24 protein-coding genes and 1 pseudogene are annotated in these 26,130 nt (G+C 48.0%); 23 read left to right on the plus strand and 2 right to left on the minus strand.

From position 1 onward, the window contains the following. Nucleotides 1-148: 148 nt before the first annotated feature. Together OES20_13950 and uvrA are read right to left on the minus strand one after the other, a co-directional pair. Nucleotides 149-1,504: a phosphomannomutase gene (locus OES20_13950; GenBank protein ID MDH3635799.1), complete on the minus strand. Its 1,356-nt coding sequence runs from the start codon at nt 1,502-1,504 to the stop codon at nt 149-151. Continuing rightward, entirely contained in the window at nt 1,501-4,350 is a 2,850-nt protein-coding gene (gene uvrA / locus OES20_13955) for an excinuclease ABC subunit UvrA (protein ID MDH3635800.1), read from the minus strand. Before uvrA ends, OES20_13950 begins: the two co-directional genes overlap by 4 nt. A gap of 149 nt (nt 4,351-4,499) precedes the next feature. Between uvrA and OES20_13960 the strand changes: the two genes are divergently transcribed. From OES20_13960 to OES20_14070, 23 genes and pseudogenes are all read left to right on the plus strand, one after another. Next, nucleotides 4,500-5,846, plus strand: a complete 1,347-nt coding sequence (locus OES20_13960) for an MFS transporter (GenBank protein MDH3635801.1) — start codon at nt 4,500-4,502, stop codon at nt 5,844-5,846. A gap of 207 nt (nt 5,847-6,053) precedes the next feature. Beyond that, the gene (locus OES20_13965; GenBank protein ID MDH3635802.1) at nt 6,054-6,314 is read left to right on the plus strand and encodes a helix-hairpin-helix domain-containing protein; all 261 of its coding nucleotides are present in this window, start codon (nt 6,054-6,056) and stop codon (nt 6,312-6,314) included. Nucleotides 6,315-6,391: 77 nt separating this feature from the next. Further along, a pseudogene (gene ssb / locus OES20_13970) lies at nt 6,392-6,718 on the plus strand (single-stranded DNA-binding protein). A 120-nt stretch (nt 6,719-6,838) separates the two neighbouring features. Next, on the plus strand, nt 6,839-7,285 hold the full coding sequence (gene ssb, locus OES20_13975; protein ID MDH3635803.1) for a single-stranded DNA-binding protein: 447 nt from the start codon (nt 6,839-6,841) through the stop codon (nt 7,283-7,285). A gap of 117 nt (nt 7,286-7,402) precedes the next feature. After that, nucleotides 7,403-8,368, plus strand: a complete 966-nt coding sequence (locus tag OES20_13980; GenBank protein ID MDH3635804.1) for an acetyltransferase — start codon at nt 7,403-7,405, stop codon at nt 8,366-8,368. Next, nucleotides 8,365-8,967 carry an adenylyl-sulfate kinase gene (gene cysC, locus OES20_13985; GenBank protein ID MDH3635805.1) on the plus strand — a complete coding sequence of 201 codons (603 nt, stop codon included), beginning with the start codon at nt 8,365-8,367 and terminating at the stop codon, nt 8,965-8,967. The genes OES20_13980 and cysC overlap by 4 nt, the downstream gene beginning before the upstream one ends. Then, nucleotides 8,964-10,355: a nucleotide sugar dehydrogenase gene (locus tag OES20_13990; GenBank protein ID MDH3635806.1), complete on the plus strand. Its 1,392-nt coding sequence runs from the start codon at nt 8,964-8,966 to the stop codon at nt 10,353-10,355. Before cysC ends, OES20_13990 begins: the two co-directional genes overlap by 4 nt. A 44-nt stretch (nt 10,356-10,399) precedes the next feature. Next, a complete protein-coding gene (gmd, locus tag OES20_13995) occupies nt 10,400-11,485 on the plus strand; it encodes a GDP-mannose 4,6-dehydratase (protein ID MDH3635807.1) in 1,086 nt (361 codons plus the stop codon). Further along, on the plus strand, nt 11,482-12,465 hold the full coding sequence (locus OES20_14000; protein MDH3635808.1) for a GDP-L-fucose synthase: 984 nt from the start codon (nt 11,482-11,484) through the stop codon (nt 12,463-12,465). Before gmd ends, OES20_14000 begins: the two co-directional genes overlap by 4 nt. Continuing rightward, the gene (rfbF, locus tag OES20_14005; protein ID MDH3635809.1) at nt 12,465-13,235 is read left to right on the plus strand and encodes a glucose-1-phosphate cytidylyltransferase; all 771 of its coding nucleotides are present in this window, start codon (nt 12,465-12,467) and stop codon (nt 13,233-13,235) included. Before OES20_14000 ends, rfbF begins: the two co-directional genes overlap by 1 nt. Further along, the gene (gene rfbG, locus OES20_14010) at nt 13,217-14,311 is read left to right on the plus strand and encodes a CDP-glucose 4,6-dehydratase (GenBank protein ID MDH3635810.1); all 1,095 of its coding nucleotides are present in this window, start codon (nt 13,217-13,219) and stop codon (nt 14,309-14,311) included. The genes rfbF and rfbG overlap by 19 nt, the downstream gene beginning before the upstream one ends. Then, on the plus strand, nt 14,308-14,859 hold the full coding sequence (gene rfbC, locus OES20_14015; GenBank protein ID MDH3635811.1) for a dTDP-4-dehydrorhamnose 3,5-epimerase: 552 nt from the start codon (nt 14,308-14,310) through the stop codon (nt 14,857-14,859). Before rfbG ends, rfbC begins: the two co-directional genes overlap by 4 nt. Then, complete coding sequence (locus OES20_14020; GenBank protein MDH3635812.1) at nt 14,856-16,079, plus strand: class I SAM-dependent methyltransferase; 1,224 nt, start codon at nt 14,856-14,858, stop codon at nt 16,077-16,079. Before rfbC ends, OES20_14020 begins: the two co-directional genes overlap by 4 nt. Before the next feature lie 8 nt (nt 16,080-16,087). Beyond that, nucleotides 16,088-17,194: a DegT/DnrJ/EryC1/StrS aminotransferase family protein gene (locus tag OES20_14025; protein MDH3635813.1), complete on the plus strand. Its 1,107-nt coding sequence runs from the start codon at nt 16,088-16,090 to the stop codon at nt 17,192-17,194. Further along, a complete protein-coding gene (locus OES20_14030) occupies nt 17,187-17,840 on the plus strand; it encodes an acetyltransferase (GenBank protein ID MDH3635814.1) in 654 nt (217 codons plus the stop codon). The genes OES20_14025 and OES20_14030 overlap by 8 nt, the downstream gene beginning before the upstream one ends. Before the next feature lie 50 nt (nt 17,841-17,890). Further along, a complete protein-coding gene (locus OES20_14035) occupies nt 17,891-18,670 on the plus strand; it encodes a cephalosporin hydroxylase family protein (GenBank protein MDH3635815.1) in 780 nt (259 codons plus the stop codon). A 22-nt stretch (nt 18,671-18,692) separates the two neighbouring features. Beyond that, nucleotides 18,693-20,195 (plus strand): oligosaccharide flippase family protein, encoded by a 1,503-nt coding sequence (locus OES20_14040; protein ID MDH3635816.1) that lies wholly within the window; start codon nt 18,693-18,695, stop codon nt 20,193-20,195. Between the two features lie 14 nt (nt 20,196-20,209). Then, the gene (locus OES20_14045; GenBank protein ID MDH3635817.1) at nt 20,210-21,097 is read left to right on the plus strand and encodes a glycosyltransferase; all 888 of its coding nucleotides are present in this window, start codon (nt 20,210-20,212) and stop codon (nt 21,095-21,097) included. A gap of 418 nt (nt 21,098-21,515) precedes the next feature. Further along, nucleotides 21,516-21,830 (plus strand): FkbM family methyltransferase, encoded by a 315-nt coding sequence (locus OES20_14050; GenBank protein MDH3635818.1) that lies wholly within the window; start codon nt 21,516-21,518, stop codon nt 21,828-21,830. 282 nt (nt 21,831-22,112) lie between these two features. Further along, nucleotides 22,113-23,252 carry a hypothetical protein gene (locus OES20_14055; GenBank protein ID MDH3635819.1) on the plus strand — a complete coding sequence of 380 codons (1,140 nt, stop codon included), beginning with the start codon at nt 22,113-22,115 and terminating at the stop codon, nt 23,250-23,252. Between the two features lie 168 nt (nt 23,253-23,420). Beyond that, nucleotides 23,421-24,143 carry an FkbM family methyltransferase gene (locus OES20_14060; GenBank protein ID MDH3635820.1) on the plus strand — a complete coding sequence of 241 codons (723 nt, stop codon included), beginning with the start codon at nt 23,421-23,423 and terminating at the stop codon, nt 24,141-24,143. A gap of 151 nt (nt 24,144-24,294) precedes the next feature. Further along, nucleotides 24,295-25,086, plus strand: coding sequence for a glycosyltransferase (locus OES20_14065; GenBank protein ID MDH3635821.1), 792 nt, complete (start codon nt 24,295-24,297; stop codon nt 25,084-25,086). A 281-nt stretch (nt 25,087-25,367) separates the two neighbouring features. Then, the gene (locus OES20_14070; GenBank protein MDH3635822.1) at nt 25,368-26,060 is read left to right on the plus strand and encodes a TylF/MycF family methyltransferase; all 693 of its coding nucleotides are present in this window, start codon (nt 25,368-25,370) and stop codon (nt 26,058-26,060) included. Nucleotides 26,061-26,130: the final 70 nt, after the last annotated feature.

Consider the following 26,130-nt stretch of genomic DNA (forward strand, 5'->3'; position numbering starts at 1 on the left):
TGCTAATATTATTGTGCTCATGTCACAGGCGAAAACGATCCGGGCAACGCGTTAATTCTACCGATTTAGAGATTTTTAGCGAATTCGGGTCGAACCATGGCCAGTAAAAAGCCAGCAAATAGCTGGCTTCTGGTGTTTCCATGGCTTTTTAGAGTCGGATTAATGCCAGGATTTCATCACGGCGCTGTTCCATCAGTGCGTAATCGCCACGCGCCTCGACGTTCATGCGCAGCAGCGGTTCGGTATTGGAGGCCCTCAGGTTAAAGCGCCAGGCGCCGAAATCCATGCCGATACCGTCAGTCCTGTCAATCTGGTGAGGCAGGTCGGCATAATGCGCCTCGATCCTTTGGATGACGGCAGCGGGGTCGGTAACCTCGGAATTGATTTCGCCGCTGGTTGGGAAGCGCTCGATGCGCTCGTCCACCATTGCCGCGAATGACCTGTTCTGGGTCGAAATCATTTCGCTGAGCAGCAACCACGGGATCATGCCGCTGTCACAATAACCAAAGTTACGGAAGTAGTGATGAGCGCTCATTTCGCCGCCGTAAATACCGTTCACGGTGCGCATCGTTTCCTTCATGAACGAATGTCCGGATTTGCTTTGTATGGCTTCGCCACCGTTTTGCGAAACCAGTTCGATCGTATTCCAGGTCAAGCGGGGATCGTACACGATCCGTTCCCCCGGATTCTGCTGTAACAGCTGAACGCCGAGCAGGCCAACGATATAATAACCCTCGACAAAACGCCCGTTGTGGTCGAACAGGAAGCAGCGATCAAAGTCGCCATCCCAGGCGACCCCGAGATCAGCACCGTGCTGCCTGATCGCGTCAATTGTTGCGCCGCGCCCTTCGGGCAGCAGCGGATTGGGGACGCCATTGGGAAAAGTGCCGTCGGGATCGTGCTGGACTTTAATGAACTCGAAGGGCAGGTGTTGCTCGAGCAGGTCGATGACCGGGCCTGCCATTCCATTACCCGGGTTGCAGATAATTTTAAGCGGCTTGAGATTATCGAGATTGCCGATATATCCCAGCAGGTGCTCGATATAGTCGCTGGACAGGTCGGTTGGGATAATGCTGCCCTGGCGCGTTGTTTCACTGAAGGATTCTTGCTCTGCAATTCGGCGGATATCCGCGAGCCCGCTGTCGGCGCTTAAGGGTTTGGCCGATTCACGCACGAACTTGAAGCCGTTGTAGTCAACCGGATTGTGGCTCGCGGTGATCATGATGCCACCGTCAAGTTCAAGGTGGAAAGCAGCAAAGTAAACCTGCTCGGTGCCACAGAGGCCGAGATCGAGGACGTCGACACCACTGTCGGTAAGCCCGCGGGATAGCGCATCGAATAATTCTTCACTGGTCAGACGTACGTCCCGTCCAACCGCGACTCGTTGCGGCTGGATGAATTCCGCGTAGGCGCGCCCGACGCGATAAGCGATATCGGTATCCAGCTCGTCCGGCACCTTGCCGCGAGCATCGTAGGCCTTGAAGCAGCCAATTGTCCGTGTCATGCCGATTCCTTTTGCGAATCAATGCTGGTCAGGATCGATTTCAGGTATTGCCCGGTATAGGAACGATCCACCATCGCGACCTGCTCGGGTGAGCCGGCGGCAATGATTTCACCACCCTTGTCGCCGCCTTCGGGCCCGAGATCGATAATCCAGTCCGCGGTCTTGATAACGTGCAGGTTGTGTTCAATCACGACGATGGTATTGCCGTGGTCACGCAGGCGATGCAAAACGCCGAGCAGCTGCTCGACATCGTGAAAGTGCAGTCCCGTGGTCGGTTCGTCCAGTATGTAGAGCGTTCTGCCGGTATCGCGCTTGGAAAGCTCGCGCGAAAGCTTGATGCGCTGCGCTTCACCGCCGGAGAGTGTGGTCGCATTCTGGCCCAGCGTGATATAGCTCAGGCCCACATCCATCAGCGTATCGAGCTTGCGCTTGATTACCGGGATGGCGCTGAAAAACGTGGTTGCTTCCTCGACCGTCATCTCCAGCACCTGGTGAATCGATTTGCCCTTGTAGTTGATGTCCAGGGTTTCCCGGTTGTAGCGCTTGCCCTTGCAGATATCGCAGGTGACATAGACGTCAGGCAGGAAATGCATCTCCACCTTGGTGACGCCGTCACCCTGGCAGGCCTCGCAACGTCCACCCTTGACGTTAAAGCTGAAGCGGCCGGGTTTATAGCCACGCGAGCGCGCTTCCTGGGTGCCGGCGAAGAGTTCGCGAATCGGGGTAAACAGCCCGGTGTAGGTCGCCGGGTTGGAGCGCGGAGTACGTCCGATCGGGCTTTGATTGATATCGATGACCTTGTCGAACTGATCAAAACCGCTAAAGCTCTCGTAACTGCCGGCGCTGAAGTTACTGCCGTAAATCTCGATTGCGGCGAGTTTGTAGAGGGTTTCGTTAATCAGGGTCGACTTGCCGGAGCCCGATACCCCGGTGACACAGGTGAACAGGCCGATCGGCAGTTCGAGCGAGACTGATTTCAGATTGTTACTGGTGGCCCCGTTGATGTGGATGAACTTGTTCTTTTTGGCGGTGGTTCGCTTGTGCGGAACTTCGATACTGCGTGCGCCAGAAAGATACTGGCCGGTAATCGAATGCTCGTAGCCGGCGATTTCATTCGCGTTGCCGGTCGCGACAATCTCGCCCCCATGCACGCCCGCGCCGGGGCCGATGTCGACAATGAAGTCGGCCGCCTGTATCGCTTCTTCGTCGTGTTCGACCACGATTACCGTGTTACCGAGGTCACGCAGGAAGGTCAGCGTTTTCAGCAGCCGTTCGTTGTCGCGTTGATGCAAGCCGATCGAGGGCTCGTCGAGGATATACATAACGCCGACCAGGCCGGCGCCAATCTGGCTGGCCAGCCGAATGCGCTGCGCCTCTCCGCCGGAAAGGGTTTCCGCACTGCGGCTCAGGGAGAGGTAGTCGAGCCCGACATTTACCAGGAAGCTCAAACGCTCGCGGATTTCCTTGGTGATCTTGCCCGCAATCTCGCCTTTTTTGCCCGTTAACTCGAGCTTATTGAAAAACCGGAGCGCGTCTTCAATCGGCAGTTGCGTAATGCTGGCAAGGTTGCGATCGGCAACAAACACGTGGCGCGCGGCCAGGTTAAGCCGTTCGCCAGCGCAGGTCTGGCAAGGCTGGTTTGACATGAACTTCGCCAGTTCTTCCCGCACCACGCTCGACTCGGTATCCCGGTAGCGACGCTTGAGGTTGGGTAAAATGCCTTCAAAAGGGTGTTTTTGCACCCGCTGATCGCCGCGTTCATTGCGATAGCTGAACTTCACGTCTTCGGGCGAACCGTTCAGAATCACGTCCTGTATGCGCGGTTCGAGCTGGCCGAACGGCATTTCCACGTCGAAGTCAAAATGTGCCGACAGCGATTGCAGCATCTGGAAGTAATAGCCGTTGCGACGATCCCAACCGCGAATCGCACCGCCTGCGAGACTCAGCTCGGGGGATTTGACCACCAGTTTGGGATCGAAAAACTGCATCGTACCGATACCGTCGCATTCGGGGCAGGCGCCGACCGGGCTGTTAAACGAAAACAGGCGCGGTTCCAGTTCGCTGATCGAGTAGCCGCACTCGGGACAGGCAAAGTTGGCGGAAAATCGCATTTCCTCGAAATCTGAATCGCGATCGATACTGGCGATCTTGACCACGCCATCGGACAGATGCAGCGCCGTTTCCAGTGATTCCGCGAGGCGCAGCTTGAGGTCAGGACGAACCTTGAAGCGGTCCACCACGACATCGATGTTGTGCTTTTTGCGCAGCTCCAGTTTAGGTGGGTCGTCGAGTTCAACCAGCTCGCCATTGACCCTCGCACGAAGGAATCCCTGCTTCTGCAGGCTGTCGAACAGCTGTACGTGTTCACCCTTGCGATTGCTGACCACCGGTGCCAACAGCATCATTCGATTATCTTCGGGCAGCGCCAGGATCTGATCGACCATCTGGCTGACGGTGCTGGCCTCGAGCGGTAAATCATGGGTGGGGCAACGCGGCGTGCCAACGCGGGCATAGAGCAGGCGCAGGTAGTCGTAGATTTCGGTAATCGTGCCCACGGTAGAGCGTGGATTGTGCGAGGTTGTCTTTTGTTCGATCGAAATCGCAGGTGACAGGCCCTCGATGTGATCGATATCGGGTTTTTCCATGACCGACAGGAACTGGCGCGCGTAGGTCGACAGTGATTCGACGTAGCGTCTTTGTCCCTCGGCGAATATCGTGTCGAAGGCGAGCGAAGACTTTCCCGAGCCCGACAGACCGGTAATCACGATCAGCTTGTCACGCGGCAACGTGAGGTCGATATTCTTGAGATTATGGGTGCGAGCACCGCGAATTGTGATTGATTCCATTGCCAACGATCAGTGGGGCCAAACCCAATATTATAACCACTTGGGATTAATATTTCGCGCGTTACCCAGAATTAGTTTCCCGCGGTTCCCATGATGGGGCCGAATCGTTAGAATCGCGCCTTTCCCCTGCACCAGGCGTAATCGGGCTGATGCTAGAAACTGAAAAAAGAGCCGCCTTTTCTCTTGCGCTGGTATACGCGTTGCGCATGCTCGGCCTGTTCATGATACTGCCGGTGTTCAGCCTGCATGCCCATGAATACAGCGGTGCTACGCCGGTGCTGATTGGTTTGGCAATCGGTATCTATGGGCTCACACAGGGATTATTCCAGCTGCCGTTCGGCTTCCTGTCGGATCGATTCGGTCGTAAGGCTGTCATCGTAACCGGTTTACTGATTTTCTGCGCCGGCAGCATGCTGGCTGCCGAAGCCGATACCATTACACAGATCATCGCGGGTCGTGCGCTGCAGGGCCTGGGTGCGATCGCCGCCGCGGTGATGGCGCTCGCGGCCGACCTGACGCGCGAAGAAGTCCGCATCCGGATCATGGCGATTATCGGCATGTCGATCGGGGCAAGTTTCATGATATCGATGGTTATCGGCCCGGTGATCGCGGCCGAGTTTGGCCTGCGCCTGCTGTTCTGGATGACGGCCGGGCTCGCAATACTGGGTATCCTGGTCGTTGTATTCGTCACCCCGAAGCCACCTGCCCAGAGTTTTCACCGTGATGCCCAGTTATCGATTCAGGATGTCGGTCAAATTATCGGCGATACCGAATTGCTTAAACTTGGATTTGGCGTTTTCGTGTTGCACCTGGTACTGGCGGCCACATTCGTCGTATTTCCACTGGTATTGCAGCAAAGCCTGTTGATCGAGGAAAGTTTGCACTGGCGAACTTATCTGCCGGTATTTGCGTTGTCGTTGGTTTTACTGCTGCCAATGGTTATTGTTGCCGAGAAATTCAGAAAGTCCCATACCGTGTTCCTGGTCGCGGTGTCGATGCTGGTGCTGGCCGAAGTGGGGCTGTCTTTGCTCGATGGCTATGCCACGGCATTTGTGATGCTGGTGCTGTTTTTCGGTGCGTTCAATTTTCTCGAGGCGATACTGCCGGCGACCGTAACTCGAATCGCGCCGGCCGACATGAAAGGTACGGCAATGGGGCTGTTTTCCAGTGCTCAGTTTCTCGGCGCGTTTGCCGGCGGTTTACTCGGGGGGATTTTGCTGGCCGCGGGAGACTACGACACCACGTTTGCATGGCTTGCGGCCATTCTGTGCGGCTGGTTTCTGGTGGCCCTGACGATGAAAACGCCGCAATACCTGCAATCAAAGATCGTCTCGCTGAAGGCGCTCGGCCCGGACGAAATCAGTCGATTTGTCGAACGGGCGTCCAGCATCGAGGGCGTACGCGAGGTATCGGTCTACGAGATCGACCGCGTGGCCTACCTCAAGGTCGACAAGGGCTTTGATGACAGCCAGCTACAGGCGCTAGTCACCAATTGAAGCCTTCCTCGTAAAAACGGGCAATCTTTTAATCGGATCTCTTCCCGTCATCCCGCGGGATGACATTTGAAGTTTCATAAAAAAATAGTTGCAATTTAAAACTGAATACGTATTCTGTGTCCTACAGACTGACAGTCTGTAGGGGGCCTGGAGGATCCAGGCTAAGGAAAACGTTCAAATGGAACTGAATAGTTACAAGGAGTAACCATGAAAACCATCACTACACTCGCAGCGCTTGCTGCACTCGTCATCTCATCTGTCACTTCGGCCGCTCCGGTCAATATCAATACTGCCAGTGCCTCGGAAATTGCCGAAGCCCTGAACGGTGTTGGATTGAGCAAGGCGCAGGCCATCGTCGACTATCGCACGGCCTACGGGATGTTCAACCGTCCCGATGAAATCGTGTTTGTGCGCGGTATCGGTGAAGCGACTTATGAAGACAACAAGGACGATATTCTCGTCAAGTAACTAGCATGCAGGGATGAATGTTCGGCAGGGACGCCGATTCTGAATGCAAAACTCAAATCATTGCAGGGAGCAAAAACATGGGCAGGGGCATCAACAAGGCCGTCATCGTCGGCACGCTGGGAAAAGACCCGGAAATCAGGTACGCGGCGAACGGTAATGCCGTGGTTAATATCAGCGTTGCGACCAACGAGTCCTGGAAGGACCGTGAAACCGGTGAAACGCAGGAGCGTACCGAGTGGCATCGCATCGTTATCTTCGGCAGACTCGGCGAGATCGCGTCACAGTATTTAAAAAAGGGCTCGCAAGCCTATTTCGAAGGCAGACTCAAAACCAACAAGTGGCAGGACCAAAGCGGTAACTATCGATACACCACCGAGATCATTGCCAACGAAATGGAAATGCTGGGCCGGCGTGTCGATGCCGGGCAGGGGGTTTAAGCGAAATTCCAACTCGCATATTACGTGGGGTGCAAGTAAAATACGCGGTTTCGTAGCGGACTCATTACTTTACTATCGGAGCGTGGTATGGCCAGAGGTGTAAACAAAGCAATTATCGTCGGAACATTGGGTCAGGATCCCGAGATCAGGTATACCGCAAACGGCAGCGCCGTGGCCAATATCAGCGTTGCGACCAACGAGTCCTGGAAAGACAAGGCTACCGGTGAAGCCCAGGAGCGCACCGAGTGGCACCGTATTGTGATGTTCGGCAAACTCGCCGAAATTGCCCAGCAGTATTTAAAGAAGGGCTCCCAGGCGTACTTTGAAGGGCGCATCCAGACACGCAAATGGCAGGACCAGAGTGGTAATGACCGCTACAGCACCGAAATTGTCGCCAACGAAATGCAGATGCTGGGCGGTCGCGCCGGCGCAGGCGGTGGTGCACCGATGGAATCTGGCGGCCAATCTCAGTCCAGGCCGGCACCAGCGGAAACCGCACCGATGGATGACGGTTTCGACGATATCCCTTTCTAGAGGTTAGGTTTTCCAATGTTACCTGTCATCCCTCGACCAGGGAATGCCATCCCACACATCGGGAATGTCATCCTGCGGCTTGACCGCGGGATCCATCATTAGCGAAGTTAATCCCGATTGGCCTGTTACGACGTATTCAACGGCGATGCCGACGGTATCTGCGCACTGCAGCAGCTCAGGCTGAAATCCCCGCGCGAAGCAACCCTGGTCAGCGGTCTGAAGCGTGATATCAGCCTGCTGCTGCAGGTCGACGCCGTGTCCGGCGATGAAATCACCGTGCTCGATGTGTCGCTCGATAAAAACCGCGATGCACTGGTTGACCTGCTCGCCAGGGGTGTGAAGGTATTCTATGCCGATCACCACTTTGCGGGCGACATTCCCGACAGCAATTTACTCGATTGTCATATCGACGTTGCCGCGGACACCTGTACCAGCTTGATCATAAATAAACTGCTGGGTAACGCGCAGGCGAGATGGGCGGTGGTTGGTGCATACGGCGATAATTTCGATCAAGCGGCCCACGAGCTTGGCGCCTCGCTCGGTTTAAGCGAGGACGATCAGGCAGAATTTCAGCAACTGGGGATCTGCCTTAACTACAACGGCTACGGATTTGAACTTGAGGATCTGCTGTTTCATCCGGTGGATCTTTTTGGGCTTGTGCATCCGTTCGCCGATCCGGCTGATTTTATCGCCGACGAACCGGCCTATGGCGACCTGTTGGCCCAGTACCAAGATGACATGTCGCGCGCACAGAATGCGTACGCGGAGTCCGAATCACCTTCAGGGGCCATTTACCTGTTGCCGAACGAGGGCTGGGCGCGGCGCATTGTCGGGGTCATGGGTAACCAGCTGGCAAAACAGTATCCCGAACGCGCGCATGCGCTGCTGGTCGATATGGGTGACGGACATCACAGAGTTAGCGTGCGAGCTCCCTATAATCGCAAGGATGGCGCCGATGAGCTGTGTCGGCAGTTTCCATCGGGCGGTGGACGCAAGGCGGCGGCAGGGATCAATGCCCTGGCAGAGGACTTATTGGCACAGTTTATCGACAGGTTTAATTCACAGTTTGGTGATGCGGCATGATTGAGCATGAGAAAAGCAGCAACGTGGTCTGGCACAACGCGACCGTAACCCGGGATCGTCGTGAATCCTTGAACGGGCACCGCGGTGGCCTGTTCTGGTTTACCGGATTGTCGGGAGCGGGCAAGTCCACCCTGGCGCACTCGGTCGAGGAAATGCTCTACCAGAAGGGGTACCGCACTTTTGTGCTCGACGGCGATAACGTGCGCCACGGACTGTGCGCCGACCTTGCGTTTTCGGATGATGATCGCAAAGAGAATATTCGCCGCATCGGGCACATGTCGATGCTGTATGTAGAGGCCGGGATAATCGTGTTGACCGCCTTTATTTCGCCGTTCCGGGCTGACCGGGATAATGTGCGTAAGATTGGTGGCTCCGATTTCCACGAAATTTACTGCAAATGCAGTCTCGAAGTGTGCGAGGATCGCGACGTCAAGGGGCTTTACAAACGCGCCCGGGCCGGGGAGATTCCCGATTTTACCGGCATCAGTTCACCGTATGAAGAACCCGAGTTTGCGAACCTGACGATCGATACCGAGGCTCATCTCGAGGCATGTACTAACCAGGTTTTTGACTATATTTCGGAGTCGGTAAAGGTATGAGTTTGTTAGACAGGAAAGTTGCAGTTGTGGGCCTGGGTTACGTCGGTTTGCCGTTAGCCGCGCTTTGCGCAAAAAAAGGCTACCCGGTGGTGGGTCTCGATGCTAATCAGGAAACTGTGGCGTCGCTTGAAAAAGGAAAATGTCATATCAGGGATGACGCGGTCGAGACATTGTTGGCAGATGCGTTAGCCTCAAATAATTTTCAGGCCACCAGTGATACTGAATCAATTGCCGATTGCAGTATTTACCTGATCTGCGTGCCGACACCCGTTGACGCGAACAATGAACCGGACTTAAGGCCTCTCGAGAGCGCCTGCCGTACTGTCGCTCCCCATCTTGCCAGGAATGATCTCGTTGTCGTCGAATCAACCGTTTTTCCCGGCACTTGTGAACAGGTGGTCGCGCCCTTGCTCGAAGATATCTCGGGTTTGAATACGGAGGATGGCTTATACCTGGCGCATTGCCCGGAGCGGGTGAATCCCGGTGATGCTTTCTGGACATCAGAAAATATTCCGCGCGTTGTCGGCGCGAGCTCCGCTGCCGGCGTTGATCTGGCAGCGGAGTTTTACGCTTCGATACTGGGCGGAACGATTCTGGATGTCAGGGAAGTCAAAAAGAGTCTGGGTCCCAAGTTCAGTGAAACCCCCGCCGGACTTCATGTCGCTCAGGTACCCCTGGGGAGCGTTACCAAGATGCGCTCGATTCGAGATGCCGAAGCAGTCAAGGCGATGGAGAATACGGTACGCGATGTCAACATAGCCTTCGTCAATGAGTTAGCCAAGATCAGTGATGTACTCGAGCTCGATGTTGTCGATATTATCGACGGTATGGCCACCAAACCTTTTGGCAAGGGTCCGTTTTATCCGGGCGTCGGTGTCGGTGGGCATTGTATTGCCGTTGACCCCGAATGGTTGAAGGCGGCATCTAGAAAGGCAGGATATATGCCTGAAATGATCCAGCTGGCACGCATGACCAATAACGGTATGCCTGCCTATACAGTGTCGGTACTTCAGGATTTGCTGAATGAGAAAGGTTACCCGATAAAGGGAACCCGAATCGCAGTGCTTGGTGTTGCCTACAAACGCAATGTCGACGACCCGCGGGAATCACCTTTTTACAAGTTGCGGGAAATTCTGCAAAAGAAGGGCGCAATACTGAACATTTTTGACAGTTGGGTTACTAGCGAGAATACCGTGCAGTCGCTCGACGATTGCATCGATCAGGCTAAGGCAATTGTTATTGTTACCGAACATTCGGAAGTAATAGAGAAATTGACCAATTTAGATTTTTCCAAAGTTAGTGCAGAAATCATTGTTGATGGCAGAAATTGCCTCGATGGTGAGGAGATTAAGAGTCAAAATGTACTTTATCGGGGAATCGGGCGCTGACGCTTGGCGTTAGCTGGTAAAAACGAGTAAGTCGAAGGGTAGTTATGAATAAAAAAGCCTTAATCACCGGGGTGACTGGGCAGGATGGCGCCTATCTGGCAGAGCTGTTACTTGACAAGGGTTATGAAGTTCATGGAATGAAAAGACGCAGTTCAATGTTTAATACGGCGCGTATTGATCATTTATTTCATGATATTCATGAGAAAGGGAAACCGTTTTATTTGCATCACGGCGATATGACGGACTCTTCAAGTCTTACGCATATCATTCAAAAAGTCAGGCCGGATGAGATTTACAATTTGGCGGCACAGAGCCATGTAGCCGTTTCGTTTGAAGAACCCGAATATACTGCTAATTCCGATGCGCTCGGGACTCTTAGGATATTGGAAGCAATTCGGATATTAGGACTAGAACAAGAAACGAAATTCTACCAGGCGTCTACCTCCGAACTATATGGCCTGGTACAAGAGACCCCTCAGAAAGAAACCACAGCTTTTTATCCTCGCAGTCCATATGGAGTTGCTAAGCTTTATTCATACTGGATTACGGTTAATTACCGTGAAGCCTATGGTATGTATGCATGCAATGGCATTCTTTTTAATCATGAGTCCCCAATAAGGGGAGAAACCTTCGTCACCCGAAAAATTACTCGCGCATTGGCACGTATAAAGCTAGGTCTGCAGGAATGTCTTTACCTCGGAAACCTTGATGCTAAACGAGACTGGGGGCATGCCAGAGATTACGTAGAAGTGCAGTGGCTTATGCTGCAACAGGATGAGCCGGATGATTTCGTTATCGCGACCGGGAAACAGTTCAGCGTTCGTGACTTTGTTAATGCTGCGGCCGAAGAATTGAGTATCAGCATAACTTGGAAAGGCGAGGGTGCGGAAGAACAGGGTTTCGATGCAGATGGCAAATGTATTGTTGCCGTCGATCCGCGTTACTTTCGGCCAACCGAGGTGGATAGTTTGCTCGGTGACGCCAGTAAGGCCAGGGAAAAACTGGGGTGGGTACCGAAGACAACCTTCGCGGAGCTTGTTGCCGAAATGGTTCGTGATGACTTCAAAGCTGCCGAGCGTGACGAGCTGGTAAAAGATCACGGATATAAAGCACTGAATTGTTTCGAATGACCTCGCAGAACTCGAAAATATTCGTAGCTGGTCACAACGGCATGGTGGGTTCAGCAATTGTCCGTGTACTTCAGGCAGGAGGGAACTCAGAGATTGTTACGCGAACCCGTGAAGACCTTGATTTAACCAATCAGAAAGATGTACGATCATTTTTCGAAGCCGAACGCCCGCAACAAGTCTATCTTGCAGCCGCCAAGGTGGGTGGGATTCATGCAAACAATACCTTTCCGGCTGAATTTATTTACAATAATTTGATAATAGAGGCCATTGTGATCCACGAAGCCTGGCAAGCAGGTGTGCAAAAGTTTCTGTTCCTGGGATCCAGTTGCATCTATCCGAGACTCGCTCCCCAACCGATGCCCGAGGAAGCCCTGCTTACGGGGCCACTGGAGTCTACTAACGAACCTTATGCTATAGCAAAGATCGCCGGGATCAAACTATGCGAATCCTATAACCGGCAATATGGCACCGATTACCGCAGTGTGATGCCAACAAACTTGTACGGTCGTGGTGATAATTATCACCCAGAAAATAGCCATGTCATTCCGGCGCTTATCAGGCGTTTCCATGAAGCGAAGATAACAAATAAGGACAAGGTCATTATCTGGGGTACGGGTTCGCCTAGAAGAGAATTTCTTCATGTGGATGATATGGCAGAGGCTAGTGTACATGTAATGGAGTTGGAGAAAACGAAATACGACACCCACACCAGCCCGATGCAGAGTCATATCAATGTAGGTTCAGGCGAGGACGTTACTATCAGGGAATTGGCCGAAATAATCGGCGGGATTATCGGATACACCGGCAGGATCGAGTTTGATTCAAGTCAACCCGACGGAGCACCGCGGAAATTACTGCAAAGCGAACGTATTTCTTTGCTAGGGTGGACCCCCCGGATTTCACTGCTAGAAGGGCTTAAGTCGACTTATCTCAGTTTTCTATCCGAAATCAAGCAACCAGAAACGACAGGTGAAAACTAATGAAGGTAGTTATTCTCGCTGGCGGGCTTGGGACAAGAATTTCTGAGGAATCTCACCTCAAGCCCAAGCCAATGATTGAAGTCGGGGGAAAGCCGATCTTGTGGCACATAATGAAAAGTTATTCTCACTTTGGGATTAATGAATTTGTAATTTGCCTAGGCTATAAGGGTTATGTGATAAAGGAATATTTTGCCAATTACTTTCTACATATGTCGGATGTGACATTCGACATGCAGCATAACAGTATGGAGGTACATCAGAGAAATGTTGAACCCTGGCGAATTACACTTGTAGATACCGGTGAAAACACTCTTACAGGAGGTCGCCTAAAGAGAGTGGGAGAATACATAGGTACAGAATCATTCTGTTTTACCTATGGAGATGGTTTATCAGATATTGATATAGGTGCACTGATCCAGTTTCATAAAAATCATGGAAGCAAAGCGACTGTGACTGCAATCCAACCTCCGGGTCGATATGGTGCTCTAAATTTGGATGGATCTGTTGTCTCCAGTTTCCAGGAAAAACCCGCTGGTGATGGTGCCTGGATAAACGGTGGTTTTTTTGTGCTCGAACCATCTGTCTTAAGGTTAATTGAAGGGGACCAGACCAGTTGGGAAGCCACGCCGCTAATGAAGTTGGCTTCCGAGGGGGAGCTTCAAGCTTACCAACATAAGGGATTTTGGCATGCTATGGATACCTTGCGTGATAAGAATCATCTAGAAGATCTCTGGATTACGAACAATGCCCCTTGGAAGGTTTGGGTTTGATCCAATTTGGTAATATTTACCGCGATTGTCGCGTACTTATTACGGGCCATACCGGATTCAAGGGGAGCTGGCTCACGCTCTGGTTGAATGAAATTGGAGCAAAGGTTGCCGGTATTTCCCTAGATCCTGATACACAGCCTAATCACTGGGACCTGTTGAACCTGAGTATTAATGACCAACGTCTGGATATTCGTGATGCTGAAATAGTAAGAGATAGCGTTGCAAAATTCCAACCTGAAATAGTGTTTCACCTAGCTGCTCAGCCGCTGGTCCGGCGAGCTTACCGCGATCCGATAGAAAATTGGTCCACTAATATCATGGGTACAGCGCATGTGCTCGATGCCTGTCGGCAGGTCAAAGGTGTAAGAGCAATCGTCGCCATTACTACAGATAAAGTTTACGTTAATCGTGAGTGGCCATGGGGTTATCGAGAAAATGATCGCTTGGGTGGTCACGATCCCTATAGTGCTTCCAAAGCAGCCTGTGAGCTACTGATCGATAGTTATCGGTGCGCATATTTCGATCACGAGAATGCGCCGCTTTTAGCATCGGCGCGTGCTGGAAATGTAATTGGTGGTGGAGATTGGGCGGAAGATCGATTGATCCCCGACTTGGTCAGAGCTATAGATCAAATGGAATCTTTAGTTATCCGTTCGCTAAGCGCCACCCGGCCATGGCAGCATGTTCTCGAGTGCCTGGCTGGTTATTTGTTACTGGGCCAACGGCTACTTGAGAAAAGAGAGGAGTTCGCAGAGGCCTGGAATTTCGGCCCTGGCCCTGAGGCCAATTGCACTGTTGCGAAAGTACTCTCGCTATTGCAAACACACTGGCCGGATTTAGCCTGGGAACAAACGCAGGAGCTACAACCTCATGAGGCCAACCTTCTATATCTGGATCATGCCAAGGCAAAAGAGAAACTGAACTGGAATCCTGTTTGGAGCCTTGAAAAGGCGGTTCAGCTAACCGCAGATTGGTATTGTCAATACCGGGATAGGGGTACTATTCTATCGGGTGATCATTTGGCAACCTATCTTAGTGATGCCTGCACGTCAGGTGTTTCTTGGATTCAACGATGAAGGTAATTAAGACGCCTATTCAGGGATTGATGGTTGTAGAATCTGAGTTGCATTCGGATCGCCGAGGCGAATTTGCTCGATTCTATTGCAAGGACGAGCTTCAGGAATGGATCGGTTCATACAATATCCTCCAAATTAATCACTCGCATACACATGCTGTAGGTGCAATCCGAGGCTTGCATTATCAGAATCCACCCTACACTGAAATTAAGTTTGTGCGTTGTCTTAAAGGTAGAGTGTGGGATGTCGCTGTGGATCTACGGGCGGGCTCCCCCACCCAGTTGCAATGGCATGCCGAGGAACTATCAGAGGCCAATTTGCGCATGATGGTGATTCCGCAAGGCTTTGCTCATGGCTTTCAGGTGTTGGAGTCAGACAGTGAGCTTCTCTACCTTCACACAGCATTTTTTACCCCAGATGCTGAAGGGGGCATCGCACATGACGATCCACAGTTGGCAATTACCTGGCCTTTGCCGGTTACTGAAATGTCAGATCGAGATCAACAGCTTTCGCCAATTTCACCTAGTTTTCCCGGGATTGACACATGAAATGCCGGCATTGCGATTCGCTATTAGAACACACGTTTCTTGATCTTGGTTTTGCGCCACCATCGAATGCATACTTATGCAATGGAGATCTCAACAAGCCTGAATTGTACTATCCACTCAGACTTAAAGTATGTACCCAGTGCTGGTTGGTGCAAACAGAAGACTGCGCTCAAGCAGATGAGCTGTTTTCACCAGACTACGCATACTTTTCTTCAACCTCAGCAGGATGGCTGGCCCATGCAAGACGTTATACCGATGCTATAACAAAACGTCTTGGCCTCAATGAGGACAGCTTCGTTGTTGAAGTTGCCTCGAATGACGGCTATTTGCTTAAAAATTTCGTTGCCGCAGGAATTCCTTGTCTAGGTATTGAACCAACCGCTAGTACTGCCACTGCTGCTGAGGCATTACACATTCCTGTGCTGCGCGAATTTTTTGGCGAATCCCTAAGTAACCAGCTAGCCAAAGAAGAGAAAAAGGCTGATCTGATTGTGGGCAACAATGTCTACGCCCATGTGCCAGATATCAACGACTTTACTCGTGGGCTGAAAGCTGCGTTGAAATCGAATGGGACTATTACGCTGGAATTTCCACACCTGATGAGACTAATCGAGTACAACCAGTTTGATACCGTTTATCACGAGCACTTTTCCTATCTCTCGCTACATACGGTCAGCCGCATCTTTGAGCAAGCAGGCTTGCGGATTTTTGACGTAGAGGAGCTACCTACTCACGGAGGGAGCCTGCGGGTTTTTGGGTGTCATCATAATGACCCACGAGGGCCAACCGAATCAGTCAATAGTATTTTTACGGAAGAAACGACTCGTGGCTTGCAGGCGCTTGCCACATATCAGTCTCTCCAGGCTCGTGCCGACCAGGTTAAGGATGAAATGCTGACCTTTCTGCTGGCACAAAAGCGTGCAGGGAAATACGTAATGGCCTATGGCGCAGCTGCCAAGGGCAATACACTACTCAATTACGCGGGCGTCAAGCCTGATCTTCTGCCGATGGTGTGCGATGCTGCACCAGCCAAGCAGGGGAAGTTTATGCCGGGTAGTCATATCCCGATAGTTAACCCAGAGATGCTACACGAAGTGAAGCCGGATATTATGCTTGTACTTCCATGGAACATTGCAGAAGAAGTAGCCAACCAGCATTCTTATATTAGAGAATGGGGTGGACAGTTTGTCATTTCGGTGCCCAAGATGAAAATTTTTTAGGAGGTTTTGTGACCCGTATTCATTACACCAAACCTTCCATAACGGAACTTGAAGTAGGGTATGCTACTGATGCCGCCCGAAACGGGTGGGGAGAATGCTGCTACGAATATATCAATCGCTTTGAAGAGGCCTTTAAAGAACATTTGGGCGTGAAATACGCAATTGCTACATCCAGCTGCACCGGTGCATTGCATATGGGAATGGCCGCACTGGGTATTAAACATGGCGATGAAGTCATTCTTGCCGATACCAATTGGATTGCTACTGCTGCCCCCATCGTGCATCTGGGCGCTAAACCGATATTCGTTGATATCCTTCCCGATAGCTGGTGTATTGATCCCGATCAGGCCGAAGCGGCTATCACATCCAGAACAAAGGCCATTATTGCTGTGCATCTGTATGGCAACTTGTGTGATATGGGACGCCTGTTTGCGATCGGAGAAAAGCACGGGATTCCAGTAATTGAGGATGCGGCGGAGGCTCTTGGTTCTGTGTACCACGGCCAACGAGCTGGCAGCATGGGTGAGTTCGGAAGTTTTTCATTTCACGGATCTAAGACACTTACTACCGGTGAGGGTGGCATGTTTGTGACCAACAATACCGATTTATATGAAACCGTTTTAACACTATCCAATCATGGTCGCGCTAGAAAGCAGAGCAAACAATTCTGGCCTGACATGGTGGGCTTCAAGTATAAAATGTCCAATATTCAGGCAGCGATTGGCTGTGCGCAGATGGAACGTATAGAAGAACTATTTAGTAAGAAAAGAGAAATACTGAAATACTATAAAAACAAGCTCGAGTTATTATCAGGGATAACAATGAATCCCGAACCGTTGGGTACTGTAAATGGGGCCTGGATGCCTACTGCCGTGTTTGACACAGAGACTGGCGTTACAATAAAGATACTTCAACAAATGTTTGTTGCCGAGGAGATCGATGCACGGGTGTTTTTTCACCCCCTCTCAAGCCTACCAATGTTCAAGGAAAGATTTCGAAATACCATTGCGTACGATATCTCTGAGCGCGCTATTAATCTTCCAAGCTACCACGAAATTGCTATCGATCAGCAAGATCGGGTAATAACCGTAGTTCGTGGGGCTTGTAATGACTGACACGAATCGTTTCGTCATCTGGGGGAGCGCTGGCCACGCTAAAGTACTCGCCAATCTCATCTCCCTTAATCATGGGCACGTAATGGAGCTGTTTGACAACAATCCAGCTGCAACATCTGTTTTGATAGATGTACCTCTGCATATTGGCGTCGAAGGTTTTTCCTTTTGGTGTGAAAATGAATGGGATCATCAAGAGGTTTTTGGACTTGCGGCCATCGGCGGTGCTAGAGGGCTTGATAGGCTCGAGATACATCAATTATTTCGTGAGCAAGGTATCCGTGTCGAACCAATAGTGCATCCTTCTGCATCCGTATGCGAAACTGCCGCACTTGGTGCGGGGACACAAGTATTGTCACAAGCGCTTGTATCGTCCGATGCCCGTATCGGAGAAGGTTGCATCATTAATCATCGTGCAGCCGCAGATCATGAGTGTCAAATAGGTGACGGTGTTCATCTTGCACCGGGAGCGACTCTATGCGGTTGTGTACAGGTGGGTAACAACGTATTAATTGGTGCTGGTGCGGTCGTTTTACCTCGAGTTACGATCGGTGATAATACTGTGGTGGGAGCTGGAGCAATAGTAACACGAGATCTTCCTGCAAATGTTGTGGTCGTGGGGAACCCGGCGCGGCTTTTCAGCAAGTAAGATGCAATACCGTTAACGATGTACAGTTTAATAAAATGAAGAGGGACAGAATGTCGATTTACGAACAATTTAGACGCGAGTGTATCGAGGAAACGGCTAAACAGGGTAGTGATGAAGAGCTCGCGCGGTTGTCGCTTGAGTGGACTGAGTCGGCCAACGCAGGTAAGTATTCTTACCATTTTGAGTGGCTCTCCCGCCCAATCATTCAATATCCCCAGGACATGGTTGCGATGCAGGAGCTTATCTGGCGTATCAAGCCGGATCTAATCATCGAGACCGGTATAGCACACGGAGGATCCTTAATATTAAGTGCTTCCATTTTAGCATTGCAGGACTATGCTGACGCGGTGGAATCAGGACGCCAGCTCGATCCTAGGGCTAGCCGCCGGAGAGTGCTGGGTATTGATATAGATATACGAACACATAATCGGACGGCCATTGAGACTCATCCTATGGCGCACATGATTGATATGATTCAGGGCTCCAGTATCGAACCTGAAGTTATCGCGCAAGTTCAAGAATTTGCTAATGGGTATAAAAACATCCTCGTTTGTCTTGATTCCAATCATACTCATGACCATGCACTAGCTGAATTGGAGGCATATGCCCCCCTTACGAGCAAGGGCAGCTACTGTGTAGTATTCGACACCATCATCGAAGACTTGCCTGCCGAAATTTTTCCAGACCGCCCATGGGGTCCAGGTGATAATCCGAAAACAGCAGTATGGGAATACCTGAAAACTCATCCCGAGTTCGAGATCGATAAGCAAATCGATAACAAACTGTTGATCAGTGTTGCTCCGGATGGATATCTAAAGCGAGTAAGATAAGCGTAAGTCAAGCGAATCTATAATGTCTTTAAGAAAAAATGTCCTCGCCAACTATCTTGGGCATTGTTGGCGTGCCATTATGTCGCTCGCATTCGTACCACTATACATCAAGTATCTTGGCATTGAAGCCTACGGGCTAATCGGTATCTTTGTGATGCTGCAAGCTTGGTTAAGTTTGCTTGATATGGGTATGAAACCTGCCTTGGGACGTGAAATGGCACGATTTACAGGGGGTGACCACGATGCGCAGTCGATCTGGGACTTATTACGTAGTATTGAGATCATCGCTATTGGTATGGCGTTGCTTATTGGGCTTGGTTTCTGGGTTGCGTCTGACTGGTTGGCAGCTGACTGGGTGCAGATAGACAAAATACCGATAGCTGTGGTGGCTGATTCGTTTGAATTAATGGGGATAGTAATAGCATTCCGATTTATTGAAAATATTTACACTAACAGTATTGCTGGATTACAACGTCAGGTGTTGCAGAATGTGGTGGTCATTTTTATGGAAGCATTCCGAGGGATAGGGGCCGTAGCAGTCCTGGTTTGGGTTGAGCCCACGATTCGCGCATTTTTTATCTGGCAGGGGTTAATATCATTGGTAACAGCAACCATTTTTATGATGGTTGTCTATCGCATACTACCCAAGCCGGCAAATTTCGCGCGATTCTCTCTGTCAGCGTTAGGCGAAATTTGGCGTTTTGCAGCAGGTATGCTTAGTATTACTTTGTTGGCTCTTCTGTTAACGCAGATTGACAAAATATTACTCTCACGCCTGTTGTCATTAAAAGTTTTTGGGTATTACGCATTTGCGAGTTTAGTAGCAGGTGGTCTGTATATTATGGTAATTCCTATTAGTGCCGCCTTTTACCCACGTTTTACGGAGTTATTGACTCGAAAGGATGATCAGGCTTTGGTTAGGACCTACCACCTCGGCGCACAACTGGTGACCGTGCTGATGGGTTCAGCAACAGTGATGCTAATTGTATTTGCAGACCATTTATTGCTACTTTGGACGGCTGATCCTGTGCTGACAGAACAGGTAGCCCCTATCATGACCATTTTGGCAGTAGGAACCTTTCTCAACGGTCTTATGTGGATACCCTACCAGTTACAACTCGCCCATGGCTGGACATCGCTATCCATTCGAATAAATTTCGTGGCAGTTGTATTTATTGTTCCTGCTCTTATCTGGGTAGTACCCATATTTGGAAGTATAGGTGCAGCATGGGTATGGGTGAGTCTAAATACTTTTTATGTATTTATCGGCGTTCATTTTATGTATCGGAAAATTTTAACGAACGAAAAAAGGCACTGGTACATACAGGATCTTCTTGTCCCTATTCTCGCTGCACTTGTAGGAGCATTGATCGTTGATTGGTTAATACCTCTTCCCATAACTCCTCTTGCACAGATAGGCCATTTGATACTAACCGCATTGTTAATACTAATGATTGCTATCACTGCCGCACAACAGAGTCGTGAAAAGCTAATAGCCTATGTGCGATATTTCTTTACTAAATAAAAGTCGATATTAATATGAGTCCAGCACCACTCGTTAGCATTGGTATGCCAGTCTATAACGGTGAAAAGTTTATTTTTGAAGCTATTGACGCATTATTAGCTCAATCATTTTCCAACTTTGAACTTATTATTTCAGACAATGCCTCCACAGATAGAACTGAGGAGATATGTCGAGATTATAGTTCAAAGGATGAAAGAATCCGTTTCATACGACAATCTAATAACATTGGTGGACAAGCTAATTTCAAGTATGTATTGGACGAAGCTAAAGCAGATTGTTTTATGTGGGCCGCCGCGGACGATAGCTCAAAACCAGAATTTATTGAACGGCTCTATTGTACTCTCGTATCGAATCCAGAACTTGTTTTGGTTATGTCAGACGTGATTAACATTTCTGAAGATGGACTTATGCTTGGAGTGAGCGAGCTGGAGAATATAAGAATCGGAGACGTAAAGGATCATTGGGAAAAATTAAGATGGAGATTTTTTGATAATCCGACAACAAATATCTATTTTTGTATTTACGGATTGTTTAGAACGAATATCTTAAGATCGGTTCAAATGAATTACAAAGGAATGGTAACTCATCTAGCTGGATCAGAAATTCCGTTCCTTGCACAAATTGCACTAAAAGGAAAAGTAGCTTCAATCCCTGAATCTTTGAAGATTTATAGAAAACATGACAATTCAGTTTATCATACTGAGGGGAATAGGATGCTCATTCTTGATAGAGTTAAAAACAATATGAATATATGTTCATGTTTACTTCATATAACTGCGGAATCAAATCTTGATTTATTTGATAAGGTATATGTGATTACGAAGACTTTCTTATCAACGATCAAATGGGTAATCCGGCATTTGGTGGGGCAGTTATTGCGTAAGACCATATTAAAATCATGACCCATGCCAGTAAAAAGCACAATCGCAATCGATACCCAACGTATTTGAAGCCAGCCTGGTGGTAGGCTCTATGTAAATTGTTAATCCCGGAATGTAGCAGCGATTCCTGAACGTATTCACTTGCGTGAATAAATATTTCTGGCTAAAAGCACTAAAGATAATAGGTTTCAGGGGAAGACATGTGTAAGGTGGCAATAAATCTAGTTCGAAATTGTTTTCACCGGCTGGGTCTCGATGTTCATCGTTTAAGCGTTAACAGCAATGCTATTCTCCAAACCCTGAAAGGACTCGAGTATTTCAAGATCGATACAGTTCTGGATATCGGGGCGAATATGGGGCAATTTGCCATAGAGCTTCGATCAATGGGTTATGATGGCAGAATAGCAAGTTTTGAACCCCTGCCGATGCACACCAAAAATTGCTGGCAAGTGCGGCAAAAGACGAGTTATGGCAAGTGCATCAGCAGGGCGCGACCGGTGAATATGACGGCGAGATCGAAATTAACGTTTCCGCTAATTTGGTTTCCTCGTCAGTCCCTACAATACTCGAAGCCCACTCAAACGCCGCCAAGAATTCGGCCTACGAGGATAGAACAAAGGTGCCCGTTTGGTGCCTCGATAGTGTGGAAAATCAGTATCAGTATTTGGGCGCAAGTGAAAATTTCTTCTTAAAGATCGATACACAAGGATATGAATGGCAGGTTCTCGATGGTGCGCCCGAGACTATTGCGTAGGCAAAAGGAGTTCTGTGTGAATTGTCATTGGTGTCACTTTACGAAGGACAACGGATGCGGATGGAAATGATTGAGCAATTAAGCCATGATGGATTTACACTATGGTCTATTCAACGGGGCTTCACCGACTCAGAAAATGGCCAGACACTGCAAATCGACGCAATTTTTTACCAAGATAGCTCATTTAGCTAAACGAGGGAGACTCCCGGAATGTCATGCAGGACGCGTAAAATTGATGGTGGGCATCTAAATGCGAAGTAATGGTCTCGTATTAGAAATTATATGTTAAGAAAAACTTTAGATTTTTTTGGAATTGTCTTAATTGTATCAATGTTTTCTGGATGGGCAGTCCCTATTAATGCGGCTGGATCGACAATTCGCTTGTATGATTTATTTATTTTAACGTCGGTATTTATTTTCCCTTTGCTTGCTTACCGTGAAAAATTTTCAAAATTGACGATGTTTTTTTATCTTGCTCTGTTTTTACTTTATATGAAAACATGTTTGATTCTGCTGTACCAATCAGTTCCTATCATCGTTGTTTTAAGGTACTGCGAAATTTTTTTATGTTTCTTGATTTTGCCAACGTTTATTAATTTTATGCGGCCAGTTAGTATTTCTCGTGCTATATGGATTGCCGCAGCTCTTAATTCTATTTGGGTTGGTATTCAGGTTTTCTCTGGGGTCAATCTCGGGCTATATGGCTTGAGTTCATTTGGTCATTATGGGGCGGCGTTCAGTTCAGGCGCAGTTTTTGCCTGTCTATTTGTCTGTTTAGTGAGCTTATTTCCTGTCAACCCAGTCTCTAGAATAGTTTGTGTTCTTATATTGCTTGGGTTAATAATCGGAGTGCTTGGAGTAGGGAGCAGGACTGCTGTGCTTGCAGTCATGGTTTTTGCTTTTTTCAGTTTCAAAATTGACCTTAATTCGCAGAATAGATGGAAAGTAATTTGGGTGGTGTCACTTATTTTTACACCTCTAATTGTATATTTTTTGTATTCTTTTACTGGAACGACGGGTACTAACGATATTGTCTCGAGGTTTTCCAATTTTTCTGAGTCAATTTCAGTCAGGTTTTTTGATCGAGAGTATCCGCTTAGTGTTTTGGATGCGCTTTTTGGTAGCCCTGAAAAAAAACATTTTACGGGCTATATCGGTATTGGCTTTAATATAGACTCTGTTTGGTTCGGGGCGTTGCTAAATTATGGTTTATTATTTTTTATTTTGGTGCTCGCCCCATTCTCTATTTTAGCCTTTAGGCAAAAAATGGCCTCTTATTATTTTATGCTGGTTGTCATGTCATCCGGAATCGATGTGCTGTCTACATTGCAAGTCATAGGTGTGTTGATTATTACTTATGTCCTGATGGTCAAGTTTAATGCCGGAACACGATTAACTGTTGATTTGGTAGGTTATAGGTAGGAATGTTATATGGAGCAACACAATATTTTATTGGCATCGGAGTGACCGTACCCTTTAAAGTGAGCCATATCTGATTTGGGAAATTAATCATATCAGGCAACTTGCTTTATGAACATCGCAGGTGGAATTCGATCCAGTGAACGATGCTAGAATTGGAAAAGTGTCTTTATGAAAATTGTACAAATATTGAGGATGATGCTGTGGAAGACAGGATTCGATGTTGTAAAATTCAAGCCCACTTCTCATCCGATAGCAAGAAGAAAAATGTTTTTTAAGTTGTATGACATAGATTTAGTTCTTGATGTTGGAGCAAACACAGGGCAATTCGCTGAACAGGCCCGGCATTTTCTGGATTATAATAAGAAAATTATTTCTTTCGAACCGATGAGTAATTCCTTTGATGATCTTCAAGAGAAGGCTACATCTGACCCTCTTTGGGAGCCTTTTCAAATTGCGTTGGGGGACGAAAACGGCTCGCAGGTTATTAATATCGCCGGGAACTCATACAGTAGTTCCTTGTTAGACATGTTGGAGACCCACTTAAATTCCGCGCCAGAATCAAGGTATATAGGAACGGAAGAAATCGAAGTGAAAACACTGGACTCAATATTCTCTGATTTGTGCGTCGATGAAAGTAATATCTTTCTAAAGATTGATACGCAAGGTTTTGAAAGTAAGGTTTTAAAAGGTGCCGAAAATAGTCTCAATAAAATCCATACGATTCAGATTGAAATGTCATTAGTGCCGCTATACAAAGATGAAATGGTCTTTGATGATATGTGTCTATTACTTCGAGAAAAAGGGTATACGTTAGTGGCATTGGAACCAGGTTTCGGAGACGCCGCGTCAGGTCAACTTTTGCAAGTCGATGGCATATTCCACAGATTTTAGTTTCGCTGAATTTTCAATCAGTACATTTCGAGATGTCTTTATCGGTTTTAAATCTCCTGATTTGAAAGTGAGAAGATATCGCTTATATGCGAAAAGGCAACGGTATTGCGTTCACCAAATTGATTCTTGATGACTAGATGGTATCGAGGTTATGTCAAAACCTATTTCTATTGTCACCGTTGTTTTTAACGATCAAATTGGGCTTAGAAAAACTTTAGATAGTATTTCTAACCAAACGAGCGAAGATTATGAGCTTGTGATCATAGACGGAGGGTCGACCGATGGTACCCTAGATGTGGTTAAAGAGTACGGCGAGTTGGTCTCATGTGTGACTTCAGAGGCCGACGATGGCATCTATGATGCAATGAACAAAGGATTGGATCAAAGTACTGGTGAGTGGGTCATCTTCATGAATGCGGGTGATGAATTTCATTCTGAAAATACTCTTTCTTTAGCGCTGAAAGAAATGAATGATCCTGACACGACTTATTTTGGGAGGGCCCAAATCGTAGCGGATAGTCGAAATTCTTGGTTGTATCCTAGTGCAAATATATCAACTTCCAATATTGATAAGTGGCTCCGACATAAATTACCGAATCACCAAGCCATTTTTTTCCCAAGGTCCTTTTATTCGAAAAATCGTTATGATCTTAAATTTATTGTATCTTCAGATTCCGATTATAAGATTAGAGCACTAGGTGGTGACTACTGCTACATGGATTTGACGATTTCTAACTTCTATCTTGGAGGGGTATCCTCAGAATACAAGTTTTCAAACCTATATCAACAATTTAAAGATCGGGTGATGCGTAAAAGTGGAAAAGGTGGGGTGTGGTATGCCCTAACAGGATTGATAAGCTCTATTGCTAAACTAATTATATATAGAATATATGGTAGTCAAGCCCCATTTGTCGTTGAAAAACTAAAAAGGTTAATTCGTTAATCTAACCTGCTTGTAGGTGAAATTGTAAAATGAAGACATATAGAAATAACCTTGCTCGCGCTGATAACTGTAACATCTCGAAGGATAGCTAACATTATTATTAATGTGATTATCCAATGGTGTGCATTGATGTTTATACGCCCTCAATGCACGATTAAGGAGCTTACAAATGAGGTCGCAACAGAAATGGTCAATTGCTGAGTAGTTTATATGGGGCGTTTCCGCATTTGGGTTTACGCAGGATTAGCGAAAAATTTAAAATAATATAAGGAAATCTCTAGATGAAAGCACGCTTGTTAAAGTATTTCAAAAAATATCTGACGATAGTTGGAGCGAGAATGCCTGTTTATGGTTTGTTTGCATCTCAGATGATCGTTAATTATATGAAGCTTGGTCGATGGTATATTGATAATAATTTCGAATTGCCCAGTCGATCAGTAGATCGAGATGCGGTTTTCCAAAGAGTTGTAGATATTATTGGAGGTGATGAGGTTCTCTACTTGGAGTTTGGTGTTCATAAGGGAGCAAGTATGAAGTTTTGGTCTGCTGCTCTAACTAACAAAAATACAAATTTGATTGGCTTCGATAGTTTTGAAGGGCTGCCAGAAGCATGGGGGGATGACGCTAACTATCAAAAAGGCGCATTAGACGTCGGTGGAAAGTTGCCCGATATTAATGATGTTCGAGTTAAGTTTCAGAAAGGTTGGTTTGAAGAGACGTTACCGGTTTTCGAATTTCCCGAATATGAAACTCTAATCATTATGCTTGATGCAGACCTTTATTCATCTACAAAATATGTGTTAGTCACACTTAACTCCAGAATTACGACAGGGACCTACATATTTTTTGATGACATGAATCGTCCGGAACACGAACCAAAGGCTTTTCATGAATATATAATAGAAACCGGCAAGTCATTTGAACTGATCGCCACCGATTACGCCCTTAATAGATCATTCTTTAGGTGTAAGTGATTCTGGGTTATATAGTAAGTAAAAAAGTATTTTTGGAGTTTGAGAGAGCGTACATGCGCATTGGATAAAT

This window comes from Gammaproteobacteria bacterium, assembly GCA_029862005.1.
Taxonomy (GTDB): Bacteria; Pseudomonadota; Gammaproteobacteria.

What these genes read in the sequence shown, in the direction of transcription:
- OES20_13950 (MDH3635799.1), bottom strand. Translation starts at nt 1,504, where the DNA reads ATGACACGGACAATTGGCTGCTTCAAGGCCTACGATGCTCGCGGCAAG.
- uvrA (MDH3635800.1), bottom strand. Translation starts at nt 4,350, where the DNA reads ATGGAATCAATCACAATTCGCGGTGCTCGCACCCATAATCTCAAGAAT.
- OES20_13960 (MDH3635801.1), top strand. Translation starts at nt 4,500, where the DNA reads ATGCTAGAAACTGAAAAAAGAGCCGCCTTTTCTCTTGCGCTGGTATAC.
- OES20_13965 (MDH3635802.1), top strand. Translation starts at nt 6,054, where the DNA reads ATGAAAACCATCACTACACTCGCAGCGCTTGCTGCACTCGTCATCTCA.
- ssb (MDH3635803.1), top strand. Translation starts at nt 6,839, where the DNA reads ATGGCCAGAGGTGTAAACAAAGCAATTATCGTCGGAACATTGGGTCAG.
- cysC (MDH3635805.1), top strand. Translation starts at nt 8,365, where the DNA reads ATGATTGAGCATGAGAAAAGCAGCAACGTGGTCTGGCACAACGCGACC.
- OES20_13990 (MDH3635806.1), top strand. Translation starts at nt 8,964, where the DNA reads ATGAGTTTGTTAGACAGGAAAGTTGCAGTTGTGGGCCTGGGTTACGTC.
- gmd (MDH3635807.1), top strand. Translation starts at nt 10,400, where the DNA reads ATGAATAAAAAAGCCTTAATCACCGGGGTGACTGGGCAGGATGGCGCC.
- OES20_14000 (MDH3635808.1), top strand. Translation starts at nt 11,482, where the DNA reads ATGACCTCGCAGAACTCGAAAATATTCGTAGCTGGTCACAACGGCATG.
- rfbF (MDH3635809.1), top strand. Translation starts at nt 12,465, where the DNA reads ATGAAGGTAGTTATTCTCGCTGGCGGGCTTGGGACAAGAATTTCTGAG.
- rfbC (MDH3635811.1), top strand. Translation starts at nt 14,308, where the DNA reads ATGAAGGTAATTAAGACGCCTATTCAGGGATTGATGGTTGTAGAATCT.
- OES20_14020 (MDH3635812.1), top strand. Translation starts at nt 14,856, where the DNA reads ATGAAATGCCGGCATTGCGATTCGCTATTAGAACACACGTTTCTTGAT.
- OES20_14030 (MDH3635814.1), top strand. Translation starts at nt 17,187, where the DNA reads ATGACTGACACGAATCGTTTCGTCATCTGGGGGAGCGCTGGCCACGCT.
- OES20_14035 (MDH3635815.1), top strand. Translation starts at nt 17,891, where the DNA reads ATGTCGATTTACGAACAATTTAGACGCGAGTGTATCGAGGAAACGGCT.
- OES20_14040 (MDH3635816.1), top strand. Translation starts at nt 18,693, where the DNA reads ATGTCTTTAAGAAAAAATGTCCTCGCCAACTATCTTGGGCATTGTTGG.
- OES20_14045 (MDH3635817.1), top strand. Translation starts at nt 20,210, where the DNA reads ATGAGTCCAGCACCACTCGTTAGCATTGGTATGCCAGTCTATAACGGT.
- OES20_14055 (MDH3635819.1), top strand. Translation starts at nt 22,113, where the DNA reads ATGTTAAGAAAAACTTTAGATTTTTTTGGAATTGTCTTAATTGTATCA.
- OES20_14060 (MDH3635820.1), top strand. Translation starts at nt 23,421, where the DNA reads ATGAAAATTGTACAAATATTGAGGATGATGCTGTGGAAGACAGGATTC.
- OES20_14065 (MDH3635821.1), top strand. Translation starts at nt 24,295, where the DNA reads ATGTCAAAACCTATTTCTATTGTCACCGTTGTTTTTAACGATCAAATT.
- OES20_14070 (MDH3635822.1), top strand. Translation starts at nt 25,368, where the DNA reads ATGAAAGCACGCTTGTTAAAGTATTTCAAAAAATATCTGACGATAGTT.